General features: G+C 64.9%; 18 protein-coding genes. 7 read left to right on the forward strand and 11 right to left on the reverse strand.

Annotated features, from left to right (window positions below; all coding sequences use genetic code 11):
- Positions 1-26: 26 nt before the first annotated feature.
- From glmS to glmU, 3 genes are all read right to left on the reverse strand, one after another.
- On the reverse strand, positions 27-1,850 hold the full coding sequence (gene glmS / locus SAB01S_RS11690) for a glutamine--fructose-6-phosphate transaminase (isomerizing) (protein WP_062733190.1): 1,824 nt from the start codon (positions 1,848-1,850) through the stop codon (positions 27-29).
- Positions 1,851-1,959: 109 nt separating this feature from the next.
- Positions 1,960-2,826 (reverse strand): metallophosphoesterase, encoded by an 867-nt coding sequence (locus SAB01S_RS11695; RefSeq protein WP_062733192.1) that lies wholly within the window; start codon positions 2,824-2,826, stop codon positions 1,960-1,962.
- 7 nt (positions 2,827-2,833) lie between these two features.
- Positions 2,834-4,126, reverse strand: coding sequence for a bifunctional UDP-N-acetylglucosamine diphosphorylase/glucosamine-1-phosphate N-acetyltransferase GlmU (glmU, locus tag SAB01S_RS11700; protein WP_062733285.1), 1,293 nt, complete (start codon positions 4,124-4,126; stop codon positions 2,834-2,836).
- 152 nt (positions 4,127-4,278) lie between these two features.
- Between glmU and SAB01S_RS11705 the strand changes: the two genes are divergently transcribed.
- Both SAB01S_RS11705 and SAB01S_RS11710 read left to right on the forward strand, forming a co-directional pair.
- Positions 4,279-4,947, forward strand: coding sequence for an HAD family hydrolase (locus tag SAB01S_RS11705; RefSeq protein WP_062733194.1), 669 nt, complete (start codon positions 4,279-4,281; stop codon positions 4,945-4,947).
- Positions 4,948-4,957: 10 nt separating this feature from the next.
- Complete coding sequence (locus tag SAB01S_RS11710) at positions 4,958-5,719, forward strand: enoyl-CoA hydratase/isomerase family protein (protein ID WP_062733196.1); 762 nt, start codon at positions 4,958-4,960, stop codon at positions 5,717-5,719.
- 64 nt (positions 5,720-5,783) lie between these two features.
- On the opposite strand, the gene SAB01S_RS11715 is transcribed toward SAB01S_RS11710, so the two are convergent.
- Together SAB01S_RS11715 and SAB01S_RS11720 are read right to left on the reverse strand one after the other, a co-directional pair.
- Positions 5,784-8,708: a TonB-dependent receptor domain-containing protein gene (locus SAB01S_RS11715; RefSeq protein WP_062733198.1), complete on the reverse strand. Its 2,925-nt coding sequence runs from the start codon at positions 8,706-8,708 to the stop codon at positions 5,784-5,786.
- Positions 8,709-8,896: 188 nt separating this feature from the next.
- Positions 8,897-9,712: an HpcH/HpaI aldolase/citrate lyase family protein gene (locus SAB01S_RS11720; RefSeq protein WP_062733199.1), complete on the reverse strand. Its 816-nt coding sequence runs from the start codon at positions 9,710-9,712 to the stop codon at positions 8,897-8,899.
- 94 nt (positions 9,713-9,806) lie between these two features.
- Here SAB01S_RS11720 and SAB01S_RS11725 point away from each other — a divergent pair, with 94 nt between their 5' ends.
- Entirely contained in the window at positions 9,807-10,781 is a 975-nt protein-coding gene (locus SAB01S_RS11725; protein ID WP_031299235.1) for an SPFH domain-containing protein, read from the forward strand.
- 37 nt (positions 10,782-10,818) lie between these two features.
- On the forward strand, positions 10,819-11,268 hold the full coding sequence (locus SAB01S_RS11730; protein ID WP_062733201.1) for an NfeD family protein: 450 nt from the start codon (positions 10,819-10,821) through the stop codon (positions 11,266-11,268).
- Between the two features lie 2 nt (positions 11,269-11,270).
- Here SAB01S_RS11730 and SAB01S_RS11735 read toward each other — a convergent pair whose 3' ends face one another.
- Both SAB01S_RS11735 and SAB01S_RS11740 read right to left on the reverse strand, forming a co-directional pair.
- Complete coding sequence (locus SAB01S_RS11735; protein WP_169802566.1) at positions 11,271-12,476, reverse strand: tetratricopeptide repeat protein; 1,206 nt, start codon at positions 12,474-12,476, stop codon at positions 11,271-11,273.
- A 56-nt stretch (positions 12,477-12,532) separates the two neighbouring features.
- The gene (locus SAB01S_RS11740; RefSeq protein ID WP_062733286.1) at positions 12,533-13,315 is read right to left on the reverse strand and encodes a helix-turn-helix domain-containing protein; all 783 of its coding nucleotides are present in this window, start codon (positions 13,313-13,315) and stop codon (positions 12,533-12,535) included.
- A 208-nt stretch (positions 13,316-13,523) separates the two neighbouring features.
- Here SAB01S_RS11740 and SAB01S_RS11745 point away from each other — a divergent pair, with 208 nt between their 5' ends.
- Positions 13,524-14,396 (forward strand): OmpA family protein, encoded by an 873-nt coding sequence (locus tag SAB01S_RS11745; protein WP_062733204.1) that lies wholly within the window; start codon positions 13,524-13,526, stop codon positions 14,394-14,396.
- Between the two features lie 42 nt (positions 14,397-14,438).
- Here the strand turns inward: SAB01S_RS11745 and SAB01S_RS11750 are convergent, their stop codons facing one another.
- The 3 genes from SAB01S_RS11750 to SAB01S_RS11760 form a co-directional block, all read right to left on the reverse strand.
- Positions 14,439-16,271: a DUF885 domain-containing protein gene (locus SAB01S_RS11750; protein WP_062733206.1), complete on the reverse strand. Its 1,833-nt coding sequence runs from the start codon at positions 16,269-16,271 to the stop codon at positions 14,439-14,441.
- A 75-nt stretch (positions 16,272-16,346) separates the two neighbouring features.
- A complete protein-coding gene (locus tag SAB01S_RS11755; protein WP_062733208.1) occupies positions 16,347-17,558 on the reverse strand; it encodes a cation:proton antiporter in 1,212 nt (403 codons plus the stop codon).
- Positions 17,559-17,588: 30 nt separating this feature from the next.
- Positions 17,589-18,224, reverse strand: a complete 636-nt coding sequence (locus tag SAB01S_RS11760) for a DUF421 domain-containing protein (RefSeq protein ID WP_245646466.1) — start codon at positions 18,222-18,224, stop codon at positions 17,589-17,591.
- A 24-nt stretch (positions 18,225-18,248) separates the two neighbouring features.
- Here SAB01S_RS11760 and SAB01S_RS11765 point away from each other — a divergent pair, with 24 nt between their 5' ends.
- Both SAB01S_RS11765 and SAB01S_RS11770 read left to right on the forward strand, forming a co-directional pair.
- Positions 18,249-19,391 (forward strand): cupin domain-containing protein, encoded by a 1,143-nt coding sequence (locus tag SAB01S_RS11765; protein ID WP_062733210.1) that lies wholly within the window; start codon positions 18,249-18,251, stop codon positions 19,389-19,391.
- 6 nt (positions 19,392-19,397) lie between these two features.
- Positions 19,398-19,946 carry a pseudouridine synthase gene (locus tag SAB01S_RS11770; RefSeq protein ID WP_062733212.1) on the forward strand — a complete coding sequence of 183 codons (549 nt, stop codon included), beginning with the start codon at positions 19,398-19,400 and terminating at the stop codon, positions 19,944-19,946.
- A gap of 13 nt (positions 19,947-19,959) precedes the next feature.
- On the opposite strand, the gene SAB01S_RS11775 is transcribed toward SAB01S_RS11770, so the two are convergent.
- Positions 19,960-21,057, reverse strand: coding sequence for an anhydro-N-acetylmuramic acid kinase (locus SAB01S_RS11775; protein WP_062733289.1), 1,098 nt, complete (start codon positions 21,055-21,057; stop codon positions 19,960-19,962).
- Between the last annotated feature and the right edge of the window lie 16 nt (positions 21,058-21,073).

Genomic DNA, 21,073 nt, shown 5'->3' on the forward strand with positions numbered 1-21,073 from the left:
GTCATCCTGTCCGAACAGGTCCGCGCTCACTCCACCGTCACCGACTTGGCGAGGTTGCGGGGCTGGTCGACATCCGTGCCCTTGGCGACGGCGACATGATAAGCGAGCAGCTGCACGGGCACGGCATAGACCAGCGGCGCGATCAGCGGATGAACCTGCGGCATTTCGATCGTCGCCATGCAGCCTTCGCCGGCGATGGCGATGCCGTCCGCATCGGAAATCAGCACCACCTTGCCCCCGCGCGCCTGCACTTCGGCCATGTTGCTGACGGTCTTTTCGAACAGTGGCCCGCTCGGCGCGATCACGATGACGGGCACGGCATCGTCGATCAGGGCGATCGGGCCATGCTTCATTTCCCCCGCGGCATAGCCTTCGGCGTGGATATAGCTGATTTCCTTGAGTTTCAGCGCGCCTTCCAGCGCCATCGGATAATCCGGCCCGCGCCCCAGATACAGGACGTCGCGCGCAGGCGCGATGAGGTGCGCCATCGCCTCGATCTGGCCGTCGCGGGCCAGGGCCTGGTTGAGCGCGGCGGGCGCTTCGGACAGGTGCCAGACGATGTCGGCCTCCTCTTGCGGCGTCAGCTTGCCCTTGGCGCGTGCCAGATTGGCCGCCAAGGCCGCCAGCACGGCCAGCTGGCAGGTAAAGGCCTTGGTCGATGCGACGCCGATTTCCGGCCCGGCATGGGTGGGCAACAGCAGGTCCGCCTCGCGCGCCATCGAACTGGTCGGCACGTTGACGACAACAGCGATGATCTGCCCTTCGGCGCGGGCATGGCGCAGCGCGGCCAGCGTGTCGGCGGTTTCGCCCGACTGGCTGATGAACAGGGCAAGGCCGCCCGATTCCAGCACCGGCTCGCGATAGCGGAACTCGCTCGCCACATCGATGTCGACGGGAACGCGGGCGAATTTTTCGATCCAATATTTGGCGACCAGACCCGCATAGAAGCTGGTGCCGCAGGCGACGATGGTGATGCGCTTCACCTGAGCCAGGTCAAAATCCATGTCGGGCATGGCGATCTGGTTTTCCATGCGGCGCAGATAGGATCGCAGCGTCTGGGCGACGACGACCGGCTGCTCGTAAATTTCCTTCTGCATGAAGTGGCGATGATTGCCCTTGTCGATCATCGCGCCGGACACGCCGGAAATGGTGACGGGGCGATCGACGGGATTGTTGTCCTTGTCAAAAATATCCGCGCCGTCGCGGGTGATGACGACCCAGTCGCCTTCCTCCAGATAGGCGATGCGCTGGGTGAGTGGCGCAAGCGCCAGCGCGTCTGACCCGAGATAGGTTTCCCCGTCGCCATAGCCCACCACCAGCGGCGACCCCAGCCGCGCGCCGATCAGCAGGTCGGGATGCTCGCGAAAGGCGATGGCGAGCGCGAAAGCGCCGTGCAGGCGCGGCAATATCGCCCGCACGGCGTCGGTCGGGGACGCGCCCTGCTCCACCTGCTCGCTCACCAGATGGGCGACGACTTCGGTGTCGGTCTGGCTGTCGAAATGACGGCCGCGCCCAACCAGTTCCTCGCGCAGCGACTTGAAATTTTCGATGATGCCATTGTGGACCAGCGCCACCTGCGCCGTCGCATGGGGATGCGCGTTGCTGGTGGTCGGCGCGCCATGGGTGGCCCAGCGTGTATGGGCGATGCCGGTGGTGCCGGGCAGCGGTTCCGCGACCAGTTCCTTCACCAGATTGTTGAGCTTGCCCTCCGCGCGGCGACGTTCGATCGCGCCGTCATGGATGGTGGCGACGCCCGCGCTGTCATAGCCGCGATATTCCAGGCGCTTCAAACCATCGACCAGCCGCTCCGCCACGTCGTCCCTGCCGATGATCCCGATGATGCCGCACATGAAGGAAAAGCCCCGATCGACCCAGATTGAACCCGATGCCCCTTTATAAGGGCAAGTCATGGTCAAGCCATTAAAGGCTCCGCGCCGCTGCGCCAACAGCGCGAGCCAACTATTTGCGCGCGGCGGGCCGGATGGTGAGGAACCAGATGTCGGGCGGGGCGAGCATGCGGAAAGGCAGGCCGCTGGTGCCCACGCCCGCCGCGACGATCATCTGCCGCTCACCCTCGCGGTAGCGGCCGCAGGCATAGCGCGTGCCATATTTCGACGGCACATAGACGATGCCGGCGAAGGGGAAGGCGACCTGCCCGCAATGGGTGTGCCCCACCAGCGTCAGTGATGGCGTGTCGGGCAGGCGCGGAAAAACGTCGGGCCCGTGCGACAGGATGACGGGCGCGCCGCCGATCCGCGCCATCGCCGCCAGCGTGCCGTCGATCGCGGGCTTGCGGGTGTAGATATCCTTCAGCCCGCCGATCGCCAGCGGCCCGCGCCGCACCGCGCCATCCTGCAACAGGGTGATGCCGACCGCGTGGAACGCCGCCTGCCAGTCTTTCGCGCTCAAGGCCCGGCGGTTCTTCTTGCTGCGGCTGTCATGATTGCCCAGCACCGCCACCACGCCCATCGGCGCGCGCAGGGCGGCAAAGGGCGCGATGCTGGCGCGCGCGTCATAAATGGCCGCGCCCTTGTCATCGCCGATATAATCGCCGCCCAGCAGGATAAGGTCGGGGCGCAGCGCGTTGATCTGCGCGACGATCCGCGCCATCCGCTGCGGGCTGTTATCCGGGCCGGACAGATGCGTGTCGGTCAGCAGCGCGACGGTGACGGGCCGTTGCGCCGCGCCGGCCGGATAGGGCAATATCACCTCCGCCCGCCGCACCACCGGCATCGCGCGCGCATTGTGGATCAGCCACAGGGCAAAGCCGACGCCCAGCACCAGCAGCGCCGCCAGCCCCAGGAACAATTTGCGGATCACGGACAATGCGCGGTCATGTGCGCTGCTTCCTGGCCTGCATCCTCTCGCGGAAGCGCGCGGCCCAGCCGGTCTTGCCGACCTGTTCGGGGCGGACGAGGCAAAGCGAATCCGGCTCGACCGGGCGGGTCACGACGCTGCCCGCCGCGACGATCGCGCCCGCGCCGATGCTGACCGGGGCGACCAGCGCGCTGTTGGAGCCGATGAACGCGCCCGCGCCGATGTCCGTCCGATATTTGAAATATCCGTCATAATTGCAGGTGATGGTCCCCGCGCCGATATTGGCCCCCGCCCCCACGCTGGCGTCGCCGATATAGGACAGGTGATTGGCCTTGGCCCCTTCGCCCAGCGTCGCCTTCTTGATTTCCACGAAATTGCCGACCTTGGCCTTTGCCCCAATCTGCGCCCCCGGCCGCAGCCGCGCATAGGGGCCGATTTCCGCGCCGCTGTCGACGCTGGCCCCTTCCAGATGGGAAAAGGCGTGGATGGTGACGTTGTCCGCGACGGTGACGCCGGGGCCGAAGACAACGTTGGGCTGGACCACCACATCGCGGCCGAGCTGCGTGTCGTGCGAGAAGAAGACCGTCTCCGGCGCGACCAGCGTTATGCCGTCGCGCATCGCATCGGCCCGGCGGCGCGCCTGCCACAGCGCCTCCACCCCGGCCAGTTCGGCGCGGCTGTTGACGCCCGCCACTTCCCATGCGTCGGTTTCGATAACCGCACTCTGGCCGCCGGGCAGCATGACGATGTCGGGCAGATAATATTCGCCCGCCGCATTATTATTGCCGATCGCATCGAGCAGGACGAACAGGTCGGTCGATCGCACCGCCATCAAGCCGCTGTTGCACAAGGTCACGGCGCGCTCGGCATCGTCCGCGTCCTTATATTCGACCATTTTTTCGATAATGCCCTGCCCGTCGGCGATGATGCGGCCATAGGCCGCCGCATCGTCGGGACGAAAGCCCAGCACCACGGCGCGCGGTTCGTCCCCGCGATTGAGCCGGTCCAGCATCGCGCGCATCGTGTCGGCGCGCACCAGCGGCACGTCGCCATAGAGGATCAGCACGTCGCCCGCGAACCCTGCCAGCGCGCCATGCGCCTGCGCGACGGCATGGCCGGTGCCAAGCTGTTGATCTTGCACCGCGATTACCGCGCCGGTGCCTTCGACCGCACGCTCCACCTGGTCCCGGCCCGCGCCCACGACCACCACCTGCCGCTGCGGCGACAGCTGCGCCGCGCTCGCCAGCAGATGCAGCAGCATCGGCCGCCCGGCGACCGGGTGCAGCACCTTGTGCAGCGACGATTTCATCCGCGTCCCCTGCCCGGCGGCAAGGATGATGACGGCAAGCGGGCGAGCGGCGGAACTGGTCACGATGATTTCCCGATGATTGGCCTGTGCTGGGCGCTCTGTGCCATGTTTGCCTTGCCTTTGCCACCGCGCACGCGGCATGGAACGCGGCCATGAACAGCATCCCCTTCGATATTGTCGGCTTTGACCTCGACGGCACGTTGATCGACACCAGCGGCGACCTGGCTGCCGCGGTCAACCATGCGATCGGCACCATCGGCCGTGATCCCTTCCCCGCCGCCGACATTCATCCCTTCGTCGGCAAGGGCGCGCGGGTGATGCTGCAACGCGCACTCGACGCGTCGGGCGGTTATGACGACGCGATGCTGAGCGCGCTGCTGCCGATCCTGCTGGATCATTATGCGCACAATCTGGCGATCCATTCGACGCCCTATCCGGGCGCGGTGCAGGCGCTCGACGCGCTGGCGGCGCGCGGCGTGCGGATTGCCCTGTGCACCAACAAGGCGGAGCGGTTCACCATCCCCTTGATGCAGCAGATCGGCCTGCATGACCGGTTCGCTTCCATCGTCAGCGGCGACACGGTGGGCGTGTCCAAACCCGACCCCGCGCCCATCCGGGCGATGATCGAGCGCGCGGGCGGCGGCCGCGCGATCTTCGTGGGCGACACGATCAACGACATTGCCGGCGCGCGCAACGCGGGCATCGCCAATATCGCGGTCGGCTTCGGTTTTCTGGACGGGCCGGTCGAACAGTTGCAGGCGGACGCGGTGATCGCGCATTTCGACGAGTTGGTGCCGCTGCTGGAACGCTGGCCAGGATGAGGGCGCGCGCATGACGCTGCGGCTGGAGCGCGACGGGCCGATCGCCCGGCTGCTGATCGACCGGCCCGCGCGCCGCAACGCGATGACGCAGGCGATGTGGGAGGATGCGCCGCGCCTCGTCGGCCAAGCGATGGCGGACGATGCAGTGCGCGTGCTGATCCTCGCCTCCGCCACGCCCGGCCTGTTCTGCGCCGGGGCGGATATCGACGAATTTGCCCGCTACGCCGCCGATCCCGACTGGCGCATCGCCAATCAGGCCGCGATCCGCTCCACCCAATATGCGCTGGCCCATGCCGACAAGCCGGTGATCGCCGCGATCGACGGGGATTGCGTGGGCGGCGGCTGCGGCATGGCGATCGCCTGCGACCTGCGCGTCGCCGCGCCCGCCGCGCGGCTGGGCATCACGCCGGCCAAACTGGGCATCGTCTATTCGCTGTTCGACACGAAATTGCTGGTCGATCTGGTGGGCCCAGCGCGAGCCAAGCGCATCCTTTTCACCGGCGCGCTGCACGATGCGCAGACGGCGCTGACGATCGGCTTGGTCGACGAGATCGCGCCCGATCCCCTTGCCGCCGCCAAAACGCTCGCCCGCGCCATCGCCGCCAACGCCCAGCACAGCGTCCGATCGGCCAAGGCAATTATCCGCCGCATCCTCGACGGCCAGGCCGACGACGACGATGCCACCCTAGCCCTGTTCCGCGACGCCTTCACCCTGCCCGACTTCACCGAAGGCGCCGCCGCCTTCCGCGAAAAACGCCACCCGGATTTTTGAGCGTCCAAGAAAAAGGGGCGGATAAATCGCCCCTTTCCTTCCTGTCACTACAGGGCCAGCCCCATCACATCGTGATCTTGGCGCCTGCATACATATAGCGGCCGACATAGCTGATCGGATAGTTGCTCGACGCGATCGAAGGCTGCTGGTCGAACAGGTTGTTGGCGCCGACATAGAAGCGGAACCGTTCGTCCACGTCATAGGCGACATAGAGGTCGTGCTGCCACTTTTCCTTATACCAAAGATATTTGGACTCCGCGATGTCGGGGTTGGCGTTGGTCTGCTCGATTTCGTAGCGGCGCGTCTTGCTAAACCAGCTGATGCCATAGTTGACGGTCAGCTTGTCCAGTTTCCAGGTGATGTCGCCTGTTGCATTCCACTTGGGATAATAGGGTTCTTCACGATCGACATCGACTGTCGCGCCCGGGGTCGGGATGAATTCCAGCTTGTTGAGGTAGCCGCCAACCAGCGACAGGGCGAAATTGCCGGCGCTGGCAGTCTCGAACTGATAGTTCAGCTTGAAATCCGCACCGGAGGTACGGAAATTGGCCACATTCTGAGGCTGCACGAACCAGCCGTTGATATAGCCGGTCGTGGGATCGCGCGAAATGTTGCCGCAGAAGACATTATCCAGCGAAGGCTGGTCGACGCATAGTTCGGCGACTTCCTCGGCCGTGGCGGTGTTGATCGCATTCTTCAGCTTGATGTCATACCAGTCGAAGGATGCCACCAGCCCGCGAATGAAGCTGGGGCGCACCACGACGCCCGCCGTCCAGGTCCGTGCGGTTTCTTCTCGCAGATTGCGATTGCCGCCACTGTTTCCAGGCAGGCTGACCGTCGCCGTCGGATCATTTTCCGGGTTGAAGACGGCAATCTGGTCGGGCGTCAGGCCCAGGGCAGACAAGGCTGCCTGGCAATTGGCGGCGCGATACTGCGTGCCTTCGTTGATATAGACCGGATCGCACGGATCGCCGATGAACGAGAAGCCCCCGTTCAGCGGAGCGAACAGTTCCGTGATGTTGGGGGCACGCACGGCTTCCGACCAGGTGCCACGGAAAGTGATGTCAGGGATCGGCGCGTAGGTGCCGTCGACCTTCCACGTCGTCGTCTTGCCGATGGTCGAATAATCCGACAGGCGCAGCGCGGCGCCAAAGCTCAGATTATAAGCGAAGGGCACTTCCTTAAGCACAGGCACCGACAATTCGCCGAAGACTTCCTTGACGTCGAAGCTGCCGCGTTCGGGAAGCTGGAGCGAGAAATCCGCAAGCGCGCCTTGCTGGAGCAGATCGTCAGGCACAAAGCTGCTCTTTTCCTTGCGATATTCGGCGCCAAGGGCAAAGCCCACCGGACCACCGGGCAATTCGAAGAACTGACCGAAATCACCCGAGATGGATCCCGACACGACATGCTGCTGAACCTTGGCGCGGTTCATGATGTCCGCATTGACCCAGTCGAGCGCGGCCTGGCTGGGCGATCCGTTGCCCAGCAGGTTGAGCGGCTGGCACCCACTGCCAGCACCCGGCGTGAAAGTGGTGGCTGGCGCGTCATAATTATCGGGATTGATATTGCCCGTCGGGTCGAGGGTCGAACGACAGACGATCTGGCCGGTCGCCGGATCGCGCACCGCGTCGATCGCCGCCCAGTAGCGATCGCCGATGCGATAGTCGGTCAACAGCACCTTCGACTTGGTCTGACCGAACGTGTAGGACAGTTCGTAGCGGGCATGATCGGAAATCACGCCCTCGAAACCGCCAACGAAGCGCATCGTTTCGCGTTCATTCTCTTCGCCGCGCACGCCCATATCGAAATTGTCGCGAGAAATCAGCGCGCCATCGGGTGCCAGCGCACCAAACTGATCCTGCAAATAGGCATTGTCGGGCGACAGATAGGTGAAGAAGTCGAAGGATGGCTGCGCCAGCGTCTTCGTCTTGTTTTTCACATATTTGGCTTCAAAGAAGAATTTGACCGCGTCGCTGAAATCATAATGCGACAGCAGATTGATGTTATGGACGCGATTATAGGCTTGCAAATCGCCCTGATAGCCCGCCAGCGGCGTGCTGTCGCCTCCCTGCGTCAGGCCGCCCGACGACGGCAGCAATGTGCCGCGATCATAGACTTTGCCTTCGCCGGTATAGTCGGGAATGCCGTCGAAATCGACGTCGATCGCACCGCCCAGCGAACTGTCCGCATAGCGCAGATTGTTGGTCGGCACGCGATCGGGGATGTTCGGATCGTCAGGGAAGTCGAGAGGATTGCGCACGATGCCATAGGTGTCGAGCGGATTGCCGGTGCGCGCCCGGTTGAAGCTGCTCAGACGATCCTGTTCGCGAAATTCGTAGGACAGGGCGATATTGCCACGCCCGTCGCTGAAATTGCGGCCATAGGTCACCGATCCATAACGCTGCCCGGCGTCGCCCCGGCTGGAAATGCCCACCTGGCCGCTCGCCTTGAACCCTTCGAAATCGCGCTTCAGGCGGAAATTGACCACGCCCGACACGCCGTCCGCGCCATAAATGGCCGACGCGCCGCCGGTCAGGACGTCGACCGCCTCCACCAGATCGTTGGGAATGGTGCTGATGTCGACCGCAGCCGACCCGGACAGGCTGGCCACATGGCGACGACCATTGACCAGAACCAGCGTGCGGTTTTCGCCCAGGCCGCGCAGATCGAGCAACTGAACCCCGACCGCACCGAAGTCCGCGTTCGATCCCGATGTCCGCGCGCCGTTCAGAGAATTGATCAGCGCGGGGTTCTGCGCCAGCGTATCGACCAGTTGCACGTTACCAGCCTGCTCCAGCGCTTCGGCGGTGACCGTGACCAGCGGATTGGCGAGATTATAATCGCTGCGTTGAATACGGCTGCCGGTAACGACGATTGTGTCGCCGGCGTCGGCGGGCGCGGCATCCTGCGCGAAGGCGGGCGCGACGATCAGGGTGGACAGGGCGCTGGCCGCAAGCAGCCGACGCGCCGCAACAGCGGTGCGATGCATATATTTTCCCTCTGTTTTTTGAGAGTTCGGGGCGAACTCAATCCATTGAAAGACGCCAAAAGCGACCCGGCGGATCAACCCCGGTGCGACGAACAGAGAGCAATTGTAACGTTTTTGTTGCGGCGTGTAGCATCATTGCAACACAGCTAGAAGCGGTCCGTCCTTCGCCTGAAAAGCATCGGTCGCATTTATTCCCCTACGGCTTCGGCGCGCGCGACAAGTGCCTTGGCCTGTTCGACGTGCATGGTTTCGATCATGCGGCCTTCAAAGCGTTCGGCGCCGCCGGTGGCGGCTTCGATCAGGCGGCGGGCGTCGGCCAGGGCTTGGGCGTCGGGGCCGAACACTTGATTGGCGACGGGAACCTGCGCCGGGTGGATCAGCGTCTTGCCATCAAAACCCAGCGCATGACCCTCGGCGCATTCCGCCTCCAGTCCTGCTTCATCGTCCAGCCGGTTAAAGACGCCGTCAAATACCGCGATGCCCGCCGCACGGGCGGCCAGCACCACTGTCTGCATCGCAAGGCCCAGGCCCGCGCGCCCGGCATTGTCGGGAAGGCCAAGGTCGCGGCGCAGGTCGTTATTACCCATGAACAGCCCGGCGCAACCTTCGCCCGCCGCGATCGCATTGGCAGCCAGCACGCCGCGCGCGCTTTCGATCATCGCGATCACCGGTTTCTGACTGACCGAAAATACGTCCTTCACCTGTTTGGGATGCTCCACCTTGGGCAGCACCACATAGTCGGCCGCCGTGCCCTTGAGGGCGATCATCTCGCGCCCATGGGTGGCCGCGCCTTCGACATTGATGCGCACAGCGGCAAGCCTTGAGCCAAAGCCCTCGCCCAGGGCTTCGAGCGCGCGGTCCAGCGCCTCCGCCTTGCGGTCGTCGGCAACCGCGTCCTCCAGGTCCAGGATCACCATGTCGCACGGCGATGTCCGCGCCTTGGCAATGGCGCGCGGGTTGGAGGCGGGGAGGAACAGCAGCGAACGGGCGTGACGCAGCAACATGGGGCTTACTCTCCTTTGCGGTTTGACTTTCCTCGTTAACGAAACGGGCGCATGATCCAAGCCCGACATGCCCTTCATGGAAAATGGAAACGCCATGCTGACCACCTTTGCCCTGACGCTGACCGGCCTCGTGCTCTTCTACCTCGCCGTCAGCGTGAAGGTGGTGCGGCAGGGCTATCAATATACGATCGAACGCTTCGGCCGGTTCACCGAAGTTGCCCGGCCCGGCCTCAATTTCTACCCCGCCTTCTTTTACGCGGTGGGCCGCAAGATCAACATGATGGAGCAGGTGGTCGATATTCCGGGGCAGGAAATCATCACCAAGGACAATGCCATGGTGTCGGTCGACGGCGTGGTCTTCTTCCAGGTGCTGGACGCGGCGAAGGCGGCCTATGAGGTGAGCGAGCTTTATGTCGCGATCATGCAGCTGGCGACGACCAACCTGCGCACGGTGATGGGGTCGATGGATCTGGATGAAACATTGTCCAAGCGCGACGAGATCAATGCGCGGCTGTTGTCGGTGGTCGATCATGCCACCAACAGCTGGGGCATCAAGATCACGCGCGTCGAACTGAAAGACATTCGCCCGCCCGCCGATATCGTCAATGCGATGGGCCGGCAGATGAAGGCCGAGCGCGAGAAGCGCGCGCTCATCCTGGAATCCGAAGGCCTGCGCGCGTCGGAAATATTGAAGGCCGAGGGCGCGAAGCAAAGCCAGATCCTGGAAGCCGAGGGCCGGCGCGAGGCCGCCTTCCGCGACGCCGAGGCGCGCGAGCGCGAAGCCGAGGCGGAGGCCAAGGCGACGCAGATGGTGTCGGACGCGATTTCGTCGGGCAATCCGCAGGCGCTCAACTATTTCATCGCCCAGAAATATACCGAGGCGGTGCAGCAATTCGCGACGTCGCCCAATGCCAAGACCATCCTGTTCCCGGTGGAGGCGACGCAGCTGATCGGGACGCTGGGCGGCATCGGCCAGCTCGCCAAGGATGCGCTGGGCGTCGATGGCCAGCCCACCCCCACCCCGCCCGCGCCGCCACGCCGCGGCCCGTTCGGCCAGAGCCAGGGGTAAGGGCGATGGCGCGTGAAGGTGGCAGGAGGATGCGGGCATGACCGACTGGATCGCCCTGATGGAGGATCATTGGGCCTGGCTGGTATTCGCCGCGCTGTTGGGCATCGGCGAAGTGCTGATCCCCGGCGTGTTCTTGATCTGGATCGCGATCGCCGCCGCGATCACCGGGCTTGCCGCGCTGGCGCTGCCGATCGGCCTGCCGCTGCAATTGCTGCTGTTCGCCGCGCTCAGCATCGTGGCGGTCTATGCCGGGCGGCGCTGGTATGTCGACCATCCCGTCGCCTCCACCGACCCCCTGCTCAATGACCGCGCCGCCCGGCTGATCGGCGAGACGGTCAGCGTGGTGGAACCGATCAGCGGCGGCGAGGGCCGGGTGCGCGTGGGCGACAGCGTCTGGACCGCGCGCGGCCCCGACACGCCCGCCGGCGCGCGCGTCCGCATCATCCGCGCGGAAGGCGCAACCTTGTGGGTAGAGGGGGCTGAATAAAGTTATGATTTCGACGTCATCCCCCGGTTGATCTTGAGCACTCTGTCCGTATCCGCCTGCGACCGAGCATAATCACCGAGGGATTCATATATGTCGCCGCGCAGGCGGAGCGCCCATAAGTCATCAGGATCATGCCCGATGGCTGCGGAAAGTTGCTCTATGGCAGCATGGGGATTTCCACCATGAAGGCTTAGCAGCGCGCGGCCGTGCAGAACAATGACATTAGACCGGTCAATTGCATCGACTTTCCGAAAATCAGCAAGTGCTTTTTGGGTGTCCCTTTTCCAAACATAGGCGATACCCCTGTTTGCCAACGCCGTAGCGTTTTTGGGTTCCAAGTTAGCGGCCTTGGTGAAATCCGCTATGGCCCTGTCCAACTGGCCATCGTCGAGAAACAGCAGTCCGCGATTGAGGAACGCTTCCCCATTCCTATTGTCTTTTGTGATGGCCCGACCATAGTGACGAATACTGGCGCTGCGATTGCCGAGTTCGGTTGAAACGAGACCCAGATTGTACCAAACTGCCGAACTTTCGGGATCGAGATTTGCCGACGCGGCATAGTCTCGTTCCGCCGATATATAATGTTTCTGGGCATAGTAGCCGTTACCCCGGGCCAGCAATATGTCCGACCTCTGCGCCCGACCATTGGCCACTTTTAGCAAAGCATTGCACGCTTCGATGGCCTCTATGGCCGAAAAGCGATCCTGATAATTATGACATTTTTCCCGCTCTTGCTGGACTGGCGCATCACGAACACCAATCGCGCCCGCGTAAATGCATAGCCCAGCGAGCGCGCCGTTCCACATGAGAGCGCCCCAAAAGCGCTTGGGTTGAGATGCACGCTCAAATGTCCAATCCGCACCCCTTACGATGGGTTGAATTCGACCCTTGCGAAAACCTGACACAACCGTGAACGCCGCCCATAGCCCCATCAGGGCGATGAGCAAGGGCCAAAAGGATGGCGATCTGGCGAACGCTTCTGCAAACGGTGTGAAAATGAAGAAACCGAACGAAATCAAACCGGCGAGAATGAAAAAGTTGCGTCTAAACAGCGCCACCGATCGCCGACCATAGTCTTTAGGAGCGGAGGTAATGTCCCGTCGACGCGGCGTGTCAGTGAGGTATCTGAAGATATAACGTGCAGGCGCGTAGGCAGCGATTGCAATCGCAAGCCATATCCAGACCCGAACCGGCACATCATCGAACATGACTATTGATTGGAACATCCGCTCGCAGCGAGCAAGATATCGCTGAAGCCCCTTGGCTATTCGATCGTCACGCCCACGACCTGCCAGCCAGCCTTGCCCTGTTCCAGGGTCACGGTTTCGACGGCGTTCGGCTTGGCGGCGAAGTCGGTGCGGAATTTGATAACGGTGTAGCCGGCCGGCGGGGCGGGAAGCTCCTGTTGGCTGAGGAACTGGCGGGAGGAGACGGCCCCCAGCGGCAGGCGCACCTTTTCCGACACCGACGCCCAGACCTGCGGCGTGTTGAGCTTGCGGAAGGCGGGACCGAAGAGGCGATAGCTGTCGTCCCAGCGGCCGGCGTCGACCAGCGTCAGGAAGGCGCGCGCCTTTTGCACCAGCTCTGCGTCCTGCGGAACCTGCGCCTGGGTCGTGGCCGGCTGCGTGTTCGCGCCATCGGGGCTGAGCGTCGCCATGGCGAGCAATCCAAGGATAAGGGTCATGAGCATCACTCCTGTCAGGATCAGGGGCCGGCGGCTGGCCTGCCCCGCGCCGTCCATCGGCGCTGTCTGCTCATCCCCCGGCGCGGCCGCCCTGTCCGCCCCGATTTCGCTGTCCCCCAGATTTTCGGGGGGGCGCGACGTTACATCGGCCCCTTCCGCGTCCAGCAGCATCCGCGCCGCTTCCCGGCTGCTCGACACGGCCAGCTTGCGCCGGGCGTCGCGCAGCCGTTCGTTGATGGTATGGACCGACAGGCCAAGGCTGCGCGCGATCGACTTGGCGTCATGCCCGCGCACCATCAGGCGCAACGTCTGCTTCTCCTTTTCAGTGAGCGCAAGAACGGCCTCTTCCACGGATATGCTCATGGGCATCATGCGTAAGCCCCCCACCCGATCGCAGCCACCCCAAAAAATTGGGGTCTGCTTGTCGCCCGCGCCAGGGACTGCCTCCATTCGCCTCGCCCTGCGCTCGCATGACCGGCAGAGCAATGCGCCTTGCGCCTGCCATTCATCTGCGCGCAATATTCGCCGGAACAGGCAGGACCGGCTTATTCAAGAGGATGGAGGATCACCCATGTCTAAACTGTCAAAGGGAGGCGCCGCGCTGCTGGCCTGCGCGCTGCTGAGCGGGCCGATGGCGAGCCCGCTGGCCGCTCAGGACGCGCCGCCGGCGGACCTGTCGGCCACGATTACCGAACCCGAGCCGGCACCCGCCGAAGCGGTCAAGGGACCCACGATCGAAGGGTTCATCTCCGCACGCAGCGGCGACCAGATGCAGGTCACGGGTGAGGATGGCGCGAACAACGTCGTCGCCATCGGCGAGGCAACCGTGGTGCGGGCTAGCGGCGGCTTTCTGGGCCTTGGCCGCGAGACGCTGGGGCCGGACGCGCTGCTGAACGGCCTGCCCGTCAGCGTCGAGACGGTGCAGGGCGCGCAGGGGCTGGTCGCGACGCGCATCGCGCTCAAGAACAAGGACCTCAAGACCGCGTCGATGATCCGCAACGGCACGGCGCAGGGCTTTGCCGAACAGAGCGCCGCGACCGAGGCGCTGCGCGGCCGGGTCGCCGACATCGATCAATATAATGTGAAGGCAACCACCAACGTCAATTTCGACACCGGCAAGGCCGTGCTGTCGCCCCAGGCCAAGAGCGACCTGTGCGCCACGGCGGCCAGCGCCGAACAGATGGACAATGCGCTACTGCTGGTCGTGGGCTATACCGATTCGACCGGGTCGGAAGAATATAACCAGATGCTGAGCGAGAAGCGCGCGGGCCGGGTGGTCAATTATCTGCAACAGCATTGCAACTGGAAACCCTATCGCATGCTGACGCCGACCGGCATGTCGGAAGCCCAGCCGATCGCCAGCAACGACACCGCCCAGGGCAAGGCCGAAAATCGCCGCGTGTCCGTCAACATCCTGGTCAGCAAGGGGCTGGACGGGATGTAAATCCCATCCGGCCCTGGGCCTCAAGGGGCGCGGGGCGGGGGTTCAGGCCCCGCCGCGTCCCTTCACCCAGGCGTCGACATTGGCGGCGAGCACGGTCATCGGCACGCCGCCCCCCTTCACCACCATGTCGTTGAACAGGCGAAAGTCGAACCGGTCGCCCAGCGCCCGTTGCGCGTCCCCGCGCAGCCGCACGATTTCGCCATGGCCGACCTTGTAGCCGCAGGCCTGTCCCGGCCAGGCGCAATAGCGGTCGACTTCGCCCTGTACATCCTCCAGCGTCGATCCGTTGGTGCTGGCGAACCACTGGATCGCCTGATCGCGGGTCCAGCGCTTGGCGTGCAGGCCGGTGTCGACCACCAGCCGGCAACAGCGATAGGCGATCGACTGGAGATAGCCGAGCCGCCCGGCGACATCGCCATCATAGACGCCCAGTTCATCGCCCAGCTGCTCTGCATAGAGCGCCCAGCCCTCGCTATAGGCGTTGAACGCCAGCAACGACCGGATCAGCGGCAGTTTATAGGTATATTCGCCCTGCCAGATATGGCCCGGTATCCCTTCATGATAGCAGAGCGTAGGCAGGCTGTAGCGCGGCCAGATGCCGGTATCGCGCAGGTTGATATAATAATTTCCCGGCACGCTGCCGTCGATGGAGCCGGCCCCGGCATAGGCGCCCGGCGCGCCCGCCTCTATCTCCACCGGCACGCGCTTCACGATCAGCCTGGCCGGCACCAGCGTCGCAAAGGCGCGTGGCAGGCGGGTGCGAATGTCAGCCAGCCGCCCGTCGATATAAGACAATATCTGGGCCCGGCCTGTATCGTCGTTTGGGAAAAGGTAGCGCGGGTCCTTCCCCATGGCGGTCATGCGCTGCCCGACCGTGCCCTTGGTCATGCCCAGCCCCTTGAGCAGGCCGTCCATCTGCCCTTGCAGCGCGGCAAGCTGGTCAAGGCCCAGCTTATGCACCTCGTCCGGGGTCATGCGCGTCGTCGTGCCGGCACGCAGCGCCCAGCGATAATAGTCCTCACCTTGCGGCAGTTTCCATACTCCCGCTTCCATCGTCGCGCCCCGACGCTGGCGCTGAAGTTCAGCGCACTGGCGGGCGAGCGCAGGCGCGACCTTGTCCCGCACGATCGCCTGCGCGCGCGCGGCATGATCGCCCGGCATGTCCTGCGTGCGCCGGGCCAGCGAGGCGACGGGCACCCATTGGTCGATCGGCTGCGCCTCCACCCGCGCCATCTGCCCCAGCGTCTTGTCGAGCAAGAAGGCGGGCGCGATGACGCCGATGCCCGCGTCGTGGCGCAATCGCTGCGTTTCGCCGTCCAGATTGGCGGCATAGGCCTCCAGCCGGGACAGATAGGCGTCCGCGTCGGCGGGATTGTCGATCTTGTGGTTGGAATCGAGGAAGTCGGGCGTTTCGACGAAGCTGCCGGTATTCTGCGCGACCGCATAGGGGCTGTTGCGGTAGGACCAGTTGCTGTTCATCATCGCCATGTCGCCGAACGGGAAGGCAAAACCGTCAGCCGCCAGTTCGTGGGACGTGCATACCACCTCCACGTCGGTACGGGTCGCGGGCGACAGCGCATCGAGGTCGATTGCGCGCAGCCGCACCAGCCGGTCGCGCACATGGGCGGCGATGCGCGCTTGGCCTGCCGGGCTTTTGTCGCCCAGCTGCGATTTGAGCGCCGCGCGCGCGCGGGTGTCGATGCCAAGCCCGCTGGCGGTTTCGGGCGCGTCGACCAGCATTTCCTCGGCCATCTGCGCCAGCAGCGCCTCCGCCTGCGCATCCGCGGCGGTGGCGGCGCGCGCGCCGCGCGACAAAGCGGACAGGGTGAGCGCGCAGGCGCCGGAGGCTAGCAGGTCGCGGCGGGTAATAGGCATGCGTTTGTCTCCGGCAGGGCTGGGCATTGCCCGCTTTGGCATGATTTCAACGGATTTCGATAGCGTAATTGACCGTCAGGATGAGCGCGCATCGTCGGGATCGCCCTGCCCCGTCAATTTCCAGCGTCGCAGCAGCGGTGGCATGGTCAGCCCCTGAAGGAAGATCGAAAAGGCGACGACGCCGAACGCCAGCACGATGATCTGTCCACGCTCCGGCACGCTAGCCGGCACCGCCAGCGCCAGCGCCAGCCCCACCGCGCCGCGCAGCCCGCCCCACAGCAGCACATGCTGATAGGGAGCGGGCAGGCGCAGGCGGGTTGGACGAAACAGCAGGGCAATGGGATAGACCGCCGCCGCCCGGCCGATCAGCGTCAGTGCGATCACCACGGCCAGTGCGCCCGACACCAGCGCGAGCGGCTGATGCGCCTCATGACTGCCGATCATCAGGAACAGCAGCGAATTGGCGAGGAAGGCGGCATATTCCCAAAAGCCCAGCACATGGCCGCGCCCGTTATCGGAAATGGCCCGCCGCCAGCCCAGATTGCCGACGATGACCCCGGCGACCAGCGCGGCGAACACGCCCGATGCGCCCAGATGTTCGGCCAGCAGGAAACTGCCCCAGGCAATGACGGTGGTCAGCGTGATTTCGACAAGATGATCCTCCGTGCGCCCGGCCAGTTTCAGGAGGACGAAGGCGACGACGCCGCCCGACGCGATCCCGCCCAGCACCGTCCAGGCGAGCGCACCTGCCGCCGCGACCGGAGTCAACGCGCCGCCGCCCGCCAGCCCCAGCAGGATCGAAAAGCCCACGGCGGCGACACCGTCATTGAGCAGGCTTTCGGATTCGACCACCATGCACAGGCGCGGCTCGGCGCGCATTTCCTTAAAGGCGGCGATGACGGACACCGGGTCGGTCGCCGCGATCAGCACGCCGAAAAAGGCCGCGCCCAGCCAGCTCCATCCGAGCAGCCAGTGAATCCCGCCCGCCACGACCCCGGCGGAAATAGCCACGCCCAGAAAGGCGAGCGTGACCGTCAGCGGCAATTGATCGCGCAGCCGCTTCCAGGGCATTTGCAACGCCGCCTCGAAGATCAGCGGCGGCAGGAAGATGTTGAAGATCAGTTCGCGCGACAGTGGCAGGTCGACGCCGATCGGCAGCAGCGCCAGCGCGATGCCCGCCGCGACCAGCCCTGCCGTATAGGGCAGGCCGATGCGCCGCGACACGATCGCCACCAGCGACGTAACGACCAGCAACATGCCAAAGTCGATCAGTTGCAGTTCCGCCATGCCCGTCCCGCCCTCGCCTGCTGCGACCGGTCAGCGCGCGACCGATCGCAGCACCGTATAGGCACCGTCCGATCGTTCAAGCACACTCATGCTGCCATCGCTTTCCAGCACGACCGCGCCCACATCCTCGATCCGCCCGATGCCGCTCTTGCGGATCGACGCTTCCACCTCCGCGCGGGTGACGCGTTCGTCGCGCATCGCCGAGTCGCGAAAATCGCCATCCTCCACGAGCAATCGCGGACGGGATCGGACCAGGTCGCTGAACCAGGACGATCGGATCGACGCTTGCGCCACGATCCATTGCAACAGCGCCAGCATACAGAAGGCCAGGGCGCCTTCGGCAAAGGCGACATCCTTGGTCAGCAGCACTGTCGCCAGCGTGGAGCCGAGCGCCACAGTCACCACCAGATCGAACGCATTGAGCTTGGCGAGCGAGCGCTTGCCCGACAGGCGCAGGACGAAGACCAGCCAGGCATAAGCGAGCAGGGAAATGATGAGGACCCGCAAGAGGCCGTGCACATTATCGAAGAACATGAGCATGGAAGTGTCGGGAGTGCCGCGCGGTTCCGCGCCCGCCCAACCTGCATCAGCCAATGGCACCCCCCCCTGCTGCTTCTCGCCTGCCTCCCGCTTGTCAGCGACGGCCGCGACGGGCAAAGCCGTCACACCTGTCCCCGTCCGCGAGCATCCATGTTTCCTTCCTTCGACGCTGAAGCCTTCCTGCGCGATCATTGGCAAAAGCGGCCGCTCCTGATCCGCAATCCCTGGGGCGCGTGGGTAAATCCGCTGGAGCCGGACGAACTGGCGGGCCTCGCCTGCGAGGAGGGGATCGAATCGCGTATCGTGGTTCAGAGGGACGGTGACTGGGCGCTGGAACATGGCCCCTTTGGGGAAGATCGTTTCGCGACATTGGGCGGGTCGCCCTGGACCCTGCTGGTGCAGGCGGTCGATCATCACGCCCCCGATGTCGCGGCGCTGATCGCGCCTTTCCGCTTCATCCCCGACTGGCGGATCGACGACGTGATGGTGAGCTATGCCAGCGACGGCGGCGGGGTCGGGCCGCATTTCGACCAATATGACGTGTTCCTGGTGCAGGGGCTGGGCCGGCGGCGCTGGCGCGTGGGGCCGCGTTGCGACCGCGACACCCTGCTGCGTCCGCATGGCGACCTGCGCCTGCTGCCCGATTTCACCGCGACGGACGAATGGGTGCTGGAACCGGGCGATATCCTGTATGTCCCGCCCGGTTTCGCGCATGACGGCGTGGCGGTGGGCGATGATTGCATGACCTATTCGATCGGCTTTCGCGCGCCATCACGGCCCGACATGCTGATCGAATGGGCCGAACATCTGGCCGCCGCCATGCCCGACGATGATCTTTATGCCGACCCCGACCTTAAGCCCGTCGCCAATCCCGGCGAAGTCGCGCCCGACGCGATCGCGCGGCTGCACGCCATGACGATCGCGGCAATGGCCGACCGGTCCGCCTTCGCCGACTGGTTCGGGCAGCATGTGACGACGCCCAAATATCCCGACGCGGACTGGCGGCCGAAGGAACCCGTCACGACCGAGGATATGCTGGCCCTGATCGACGCGGGCGCGGCCCTGATGCGCAATCCGGCAAGCCGCTTCGCCTTCTTTCGGAGCGAGAATGGCGTGACGCTGTTCGTCGATGGCAGCGCTTATCCTTGCGCCGGCGATCTGGCGCTACTGGCGCAGCAGCTGTGCGCGCATCCTGCCGTCACGCTCGACCGGTCGATGGCTGCGGGGATCGACTTGCTGGTGACGCTCGTCAATCAGGGTAGCCTGATGATCGACGACGGGCATGAGGACTGACTCGCCATGGCCCGGCTGATCCTGTTCAACAAACCCTATGACGTGCTGTCCCAATTCACCGATTCCAGCATCGGCGCGGACCGGCGCACCTTGTCGGACTTTATCCACGTGCCGCGCGTTTACCCGGCCGGGCGGCTCGACCGCGACAGCGAAGGGTTGCTTTTGCTGACCGACGACGGCCGGTTGCAGGCGCGCATTTCCAATCCGCGCTTCAAGACGCCCAAAACCTATCTGGTGCAGGTGGAAGGCGATGTGACGCCCGATGCACTGGCCCGCTTGCGCGCTGGCGTGATGCTGAAGGACGGGCCGACGCTGCCGGCGCAGGCGGAGCGGATCGAGCCGCCCGCGCTGTGGCCGCGTGACCCGCCGGTGCGTTTTCGCAAGACCGTGCCCGATTGCTGGATCAGCCTCACCATCCGCGAAGGGCGCAATCGGCAGGTGCGCCGGATGACCGCCGCCGTGGGGCACCCCACGCTGCGGCTGGTACGCTGGCGGATCGGCGACTGGACGCTGGACGGGGTAGCGCCGGGAACATGGCGCGACCTCCCTCTCTGACGCGCGATTGCGATCAGGGCCGGAACAGAACGCCGCCGGTCATCGGCGCGGGCGCGCCGGTCGTGCCGGGAAAGCTGATCGGCAGGCCTTTAAGGTGCCGCACCGCCATATAGGCAAAGCCCTGCGCCTCCAGCGCGTCGCCGTCCCAGCCCAGATGATCGACGCTGCGCACACTTGCCCCCGTCCGCTCGGCGATCATCGCCATCAGCGTGGCATTGTGCCGGCCGCCACCCGCGACATGGATTTCGGCCGGGCGCTGGGGCAGATGGTCGATCGCACGCGCCACCGCCGCGGCGGTGAAGGCCGTCAGTGTCGCCGCGCCATCCTCCAGAGATAGGCCCCGCACCGCCTCGATCGAAAAGGCTTCCCGGTCGATGCTCTTGGGCGGCGGCAGATCGAACCACGGGTCGGCCAGCATCGTCGACAAGATTGCCGCATCCACCTGCCCCCGCGCCGCGCAGGCACCGCCTTCGTCATAAGGGGCATGGCCCTGCGTCTGCATCCAATTGTCAATGAGGCCGCTCGCCATGCCGGTGTCAAAGGCGATCAGCGCGCCGTCCGACCCGATGAAGGTGATGTTGGCAACCCCGCCCAGGTTGAGGATCGCGGCGGGCTTGGCCAGCGCGTCGGCCAGCGCGCGATGATAGACGGGCAGCAACGGCGCGCCCTGCCCGCCCGCCACGACATCCGCCTGGCGCAAATCGGCGACCACCGGGATGCCGAACGCCCCGGCCAGCCCCGCGCCATCGCCAATCTGCCAGGTCCAGCCGCGCTCCGGCCGGTGGGCGAGCGTGTGGCCATGAAAGCCGATCACCCCGATATCCTGCGCGACATGGCCACTGCGCCCCAGCAGGTCGGCCACCGCCTGCACATGGCGTTCGGTCAATTCCGCCTCGACCGATGCGATCAGCGGTTCGAAGCCCGGCCGTTCCATCGCCATCGCGCGCTGGCATGCTTCAGCAAGGCGCAGGCGAAAGCCCTCGTCATAGGCCATGGCGTGAAATTCCAGCGCCGCGACCGCGCCCTCCCCATCCGTTTCGATGAGCGCGGCGTCGATGCCGTCGCGCGACGTGCCGGACATGAGGCCGATGGCCAGGGTCGATTGGGGCATAAGGGAAAAATCCGTT

The organism is Sphingobium abikonense NBRC 16140, assembly GCF_001598335.1.
In the GTDB taxonomy this organism is placed as follows: Bacteria; Pseudomonadota; Alphaproteobacteria; order Sphingomonadales; family Sphingomonadaceae; genus Sphingobium; species Sphingobium abikonense.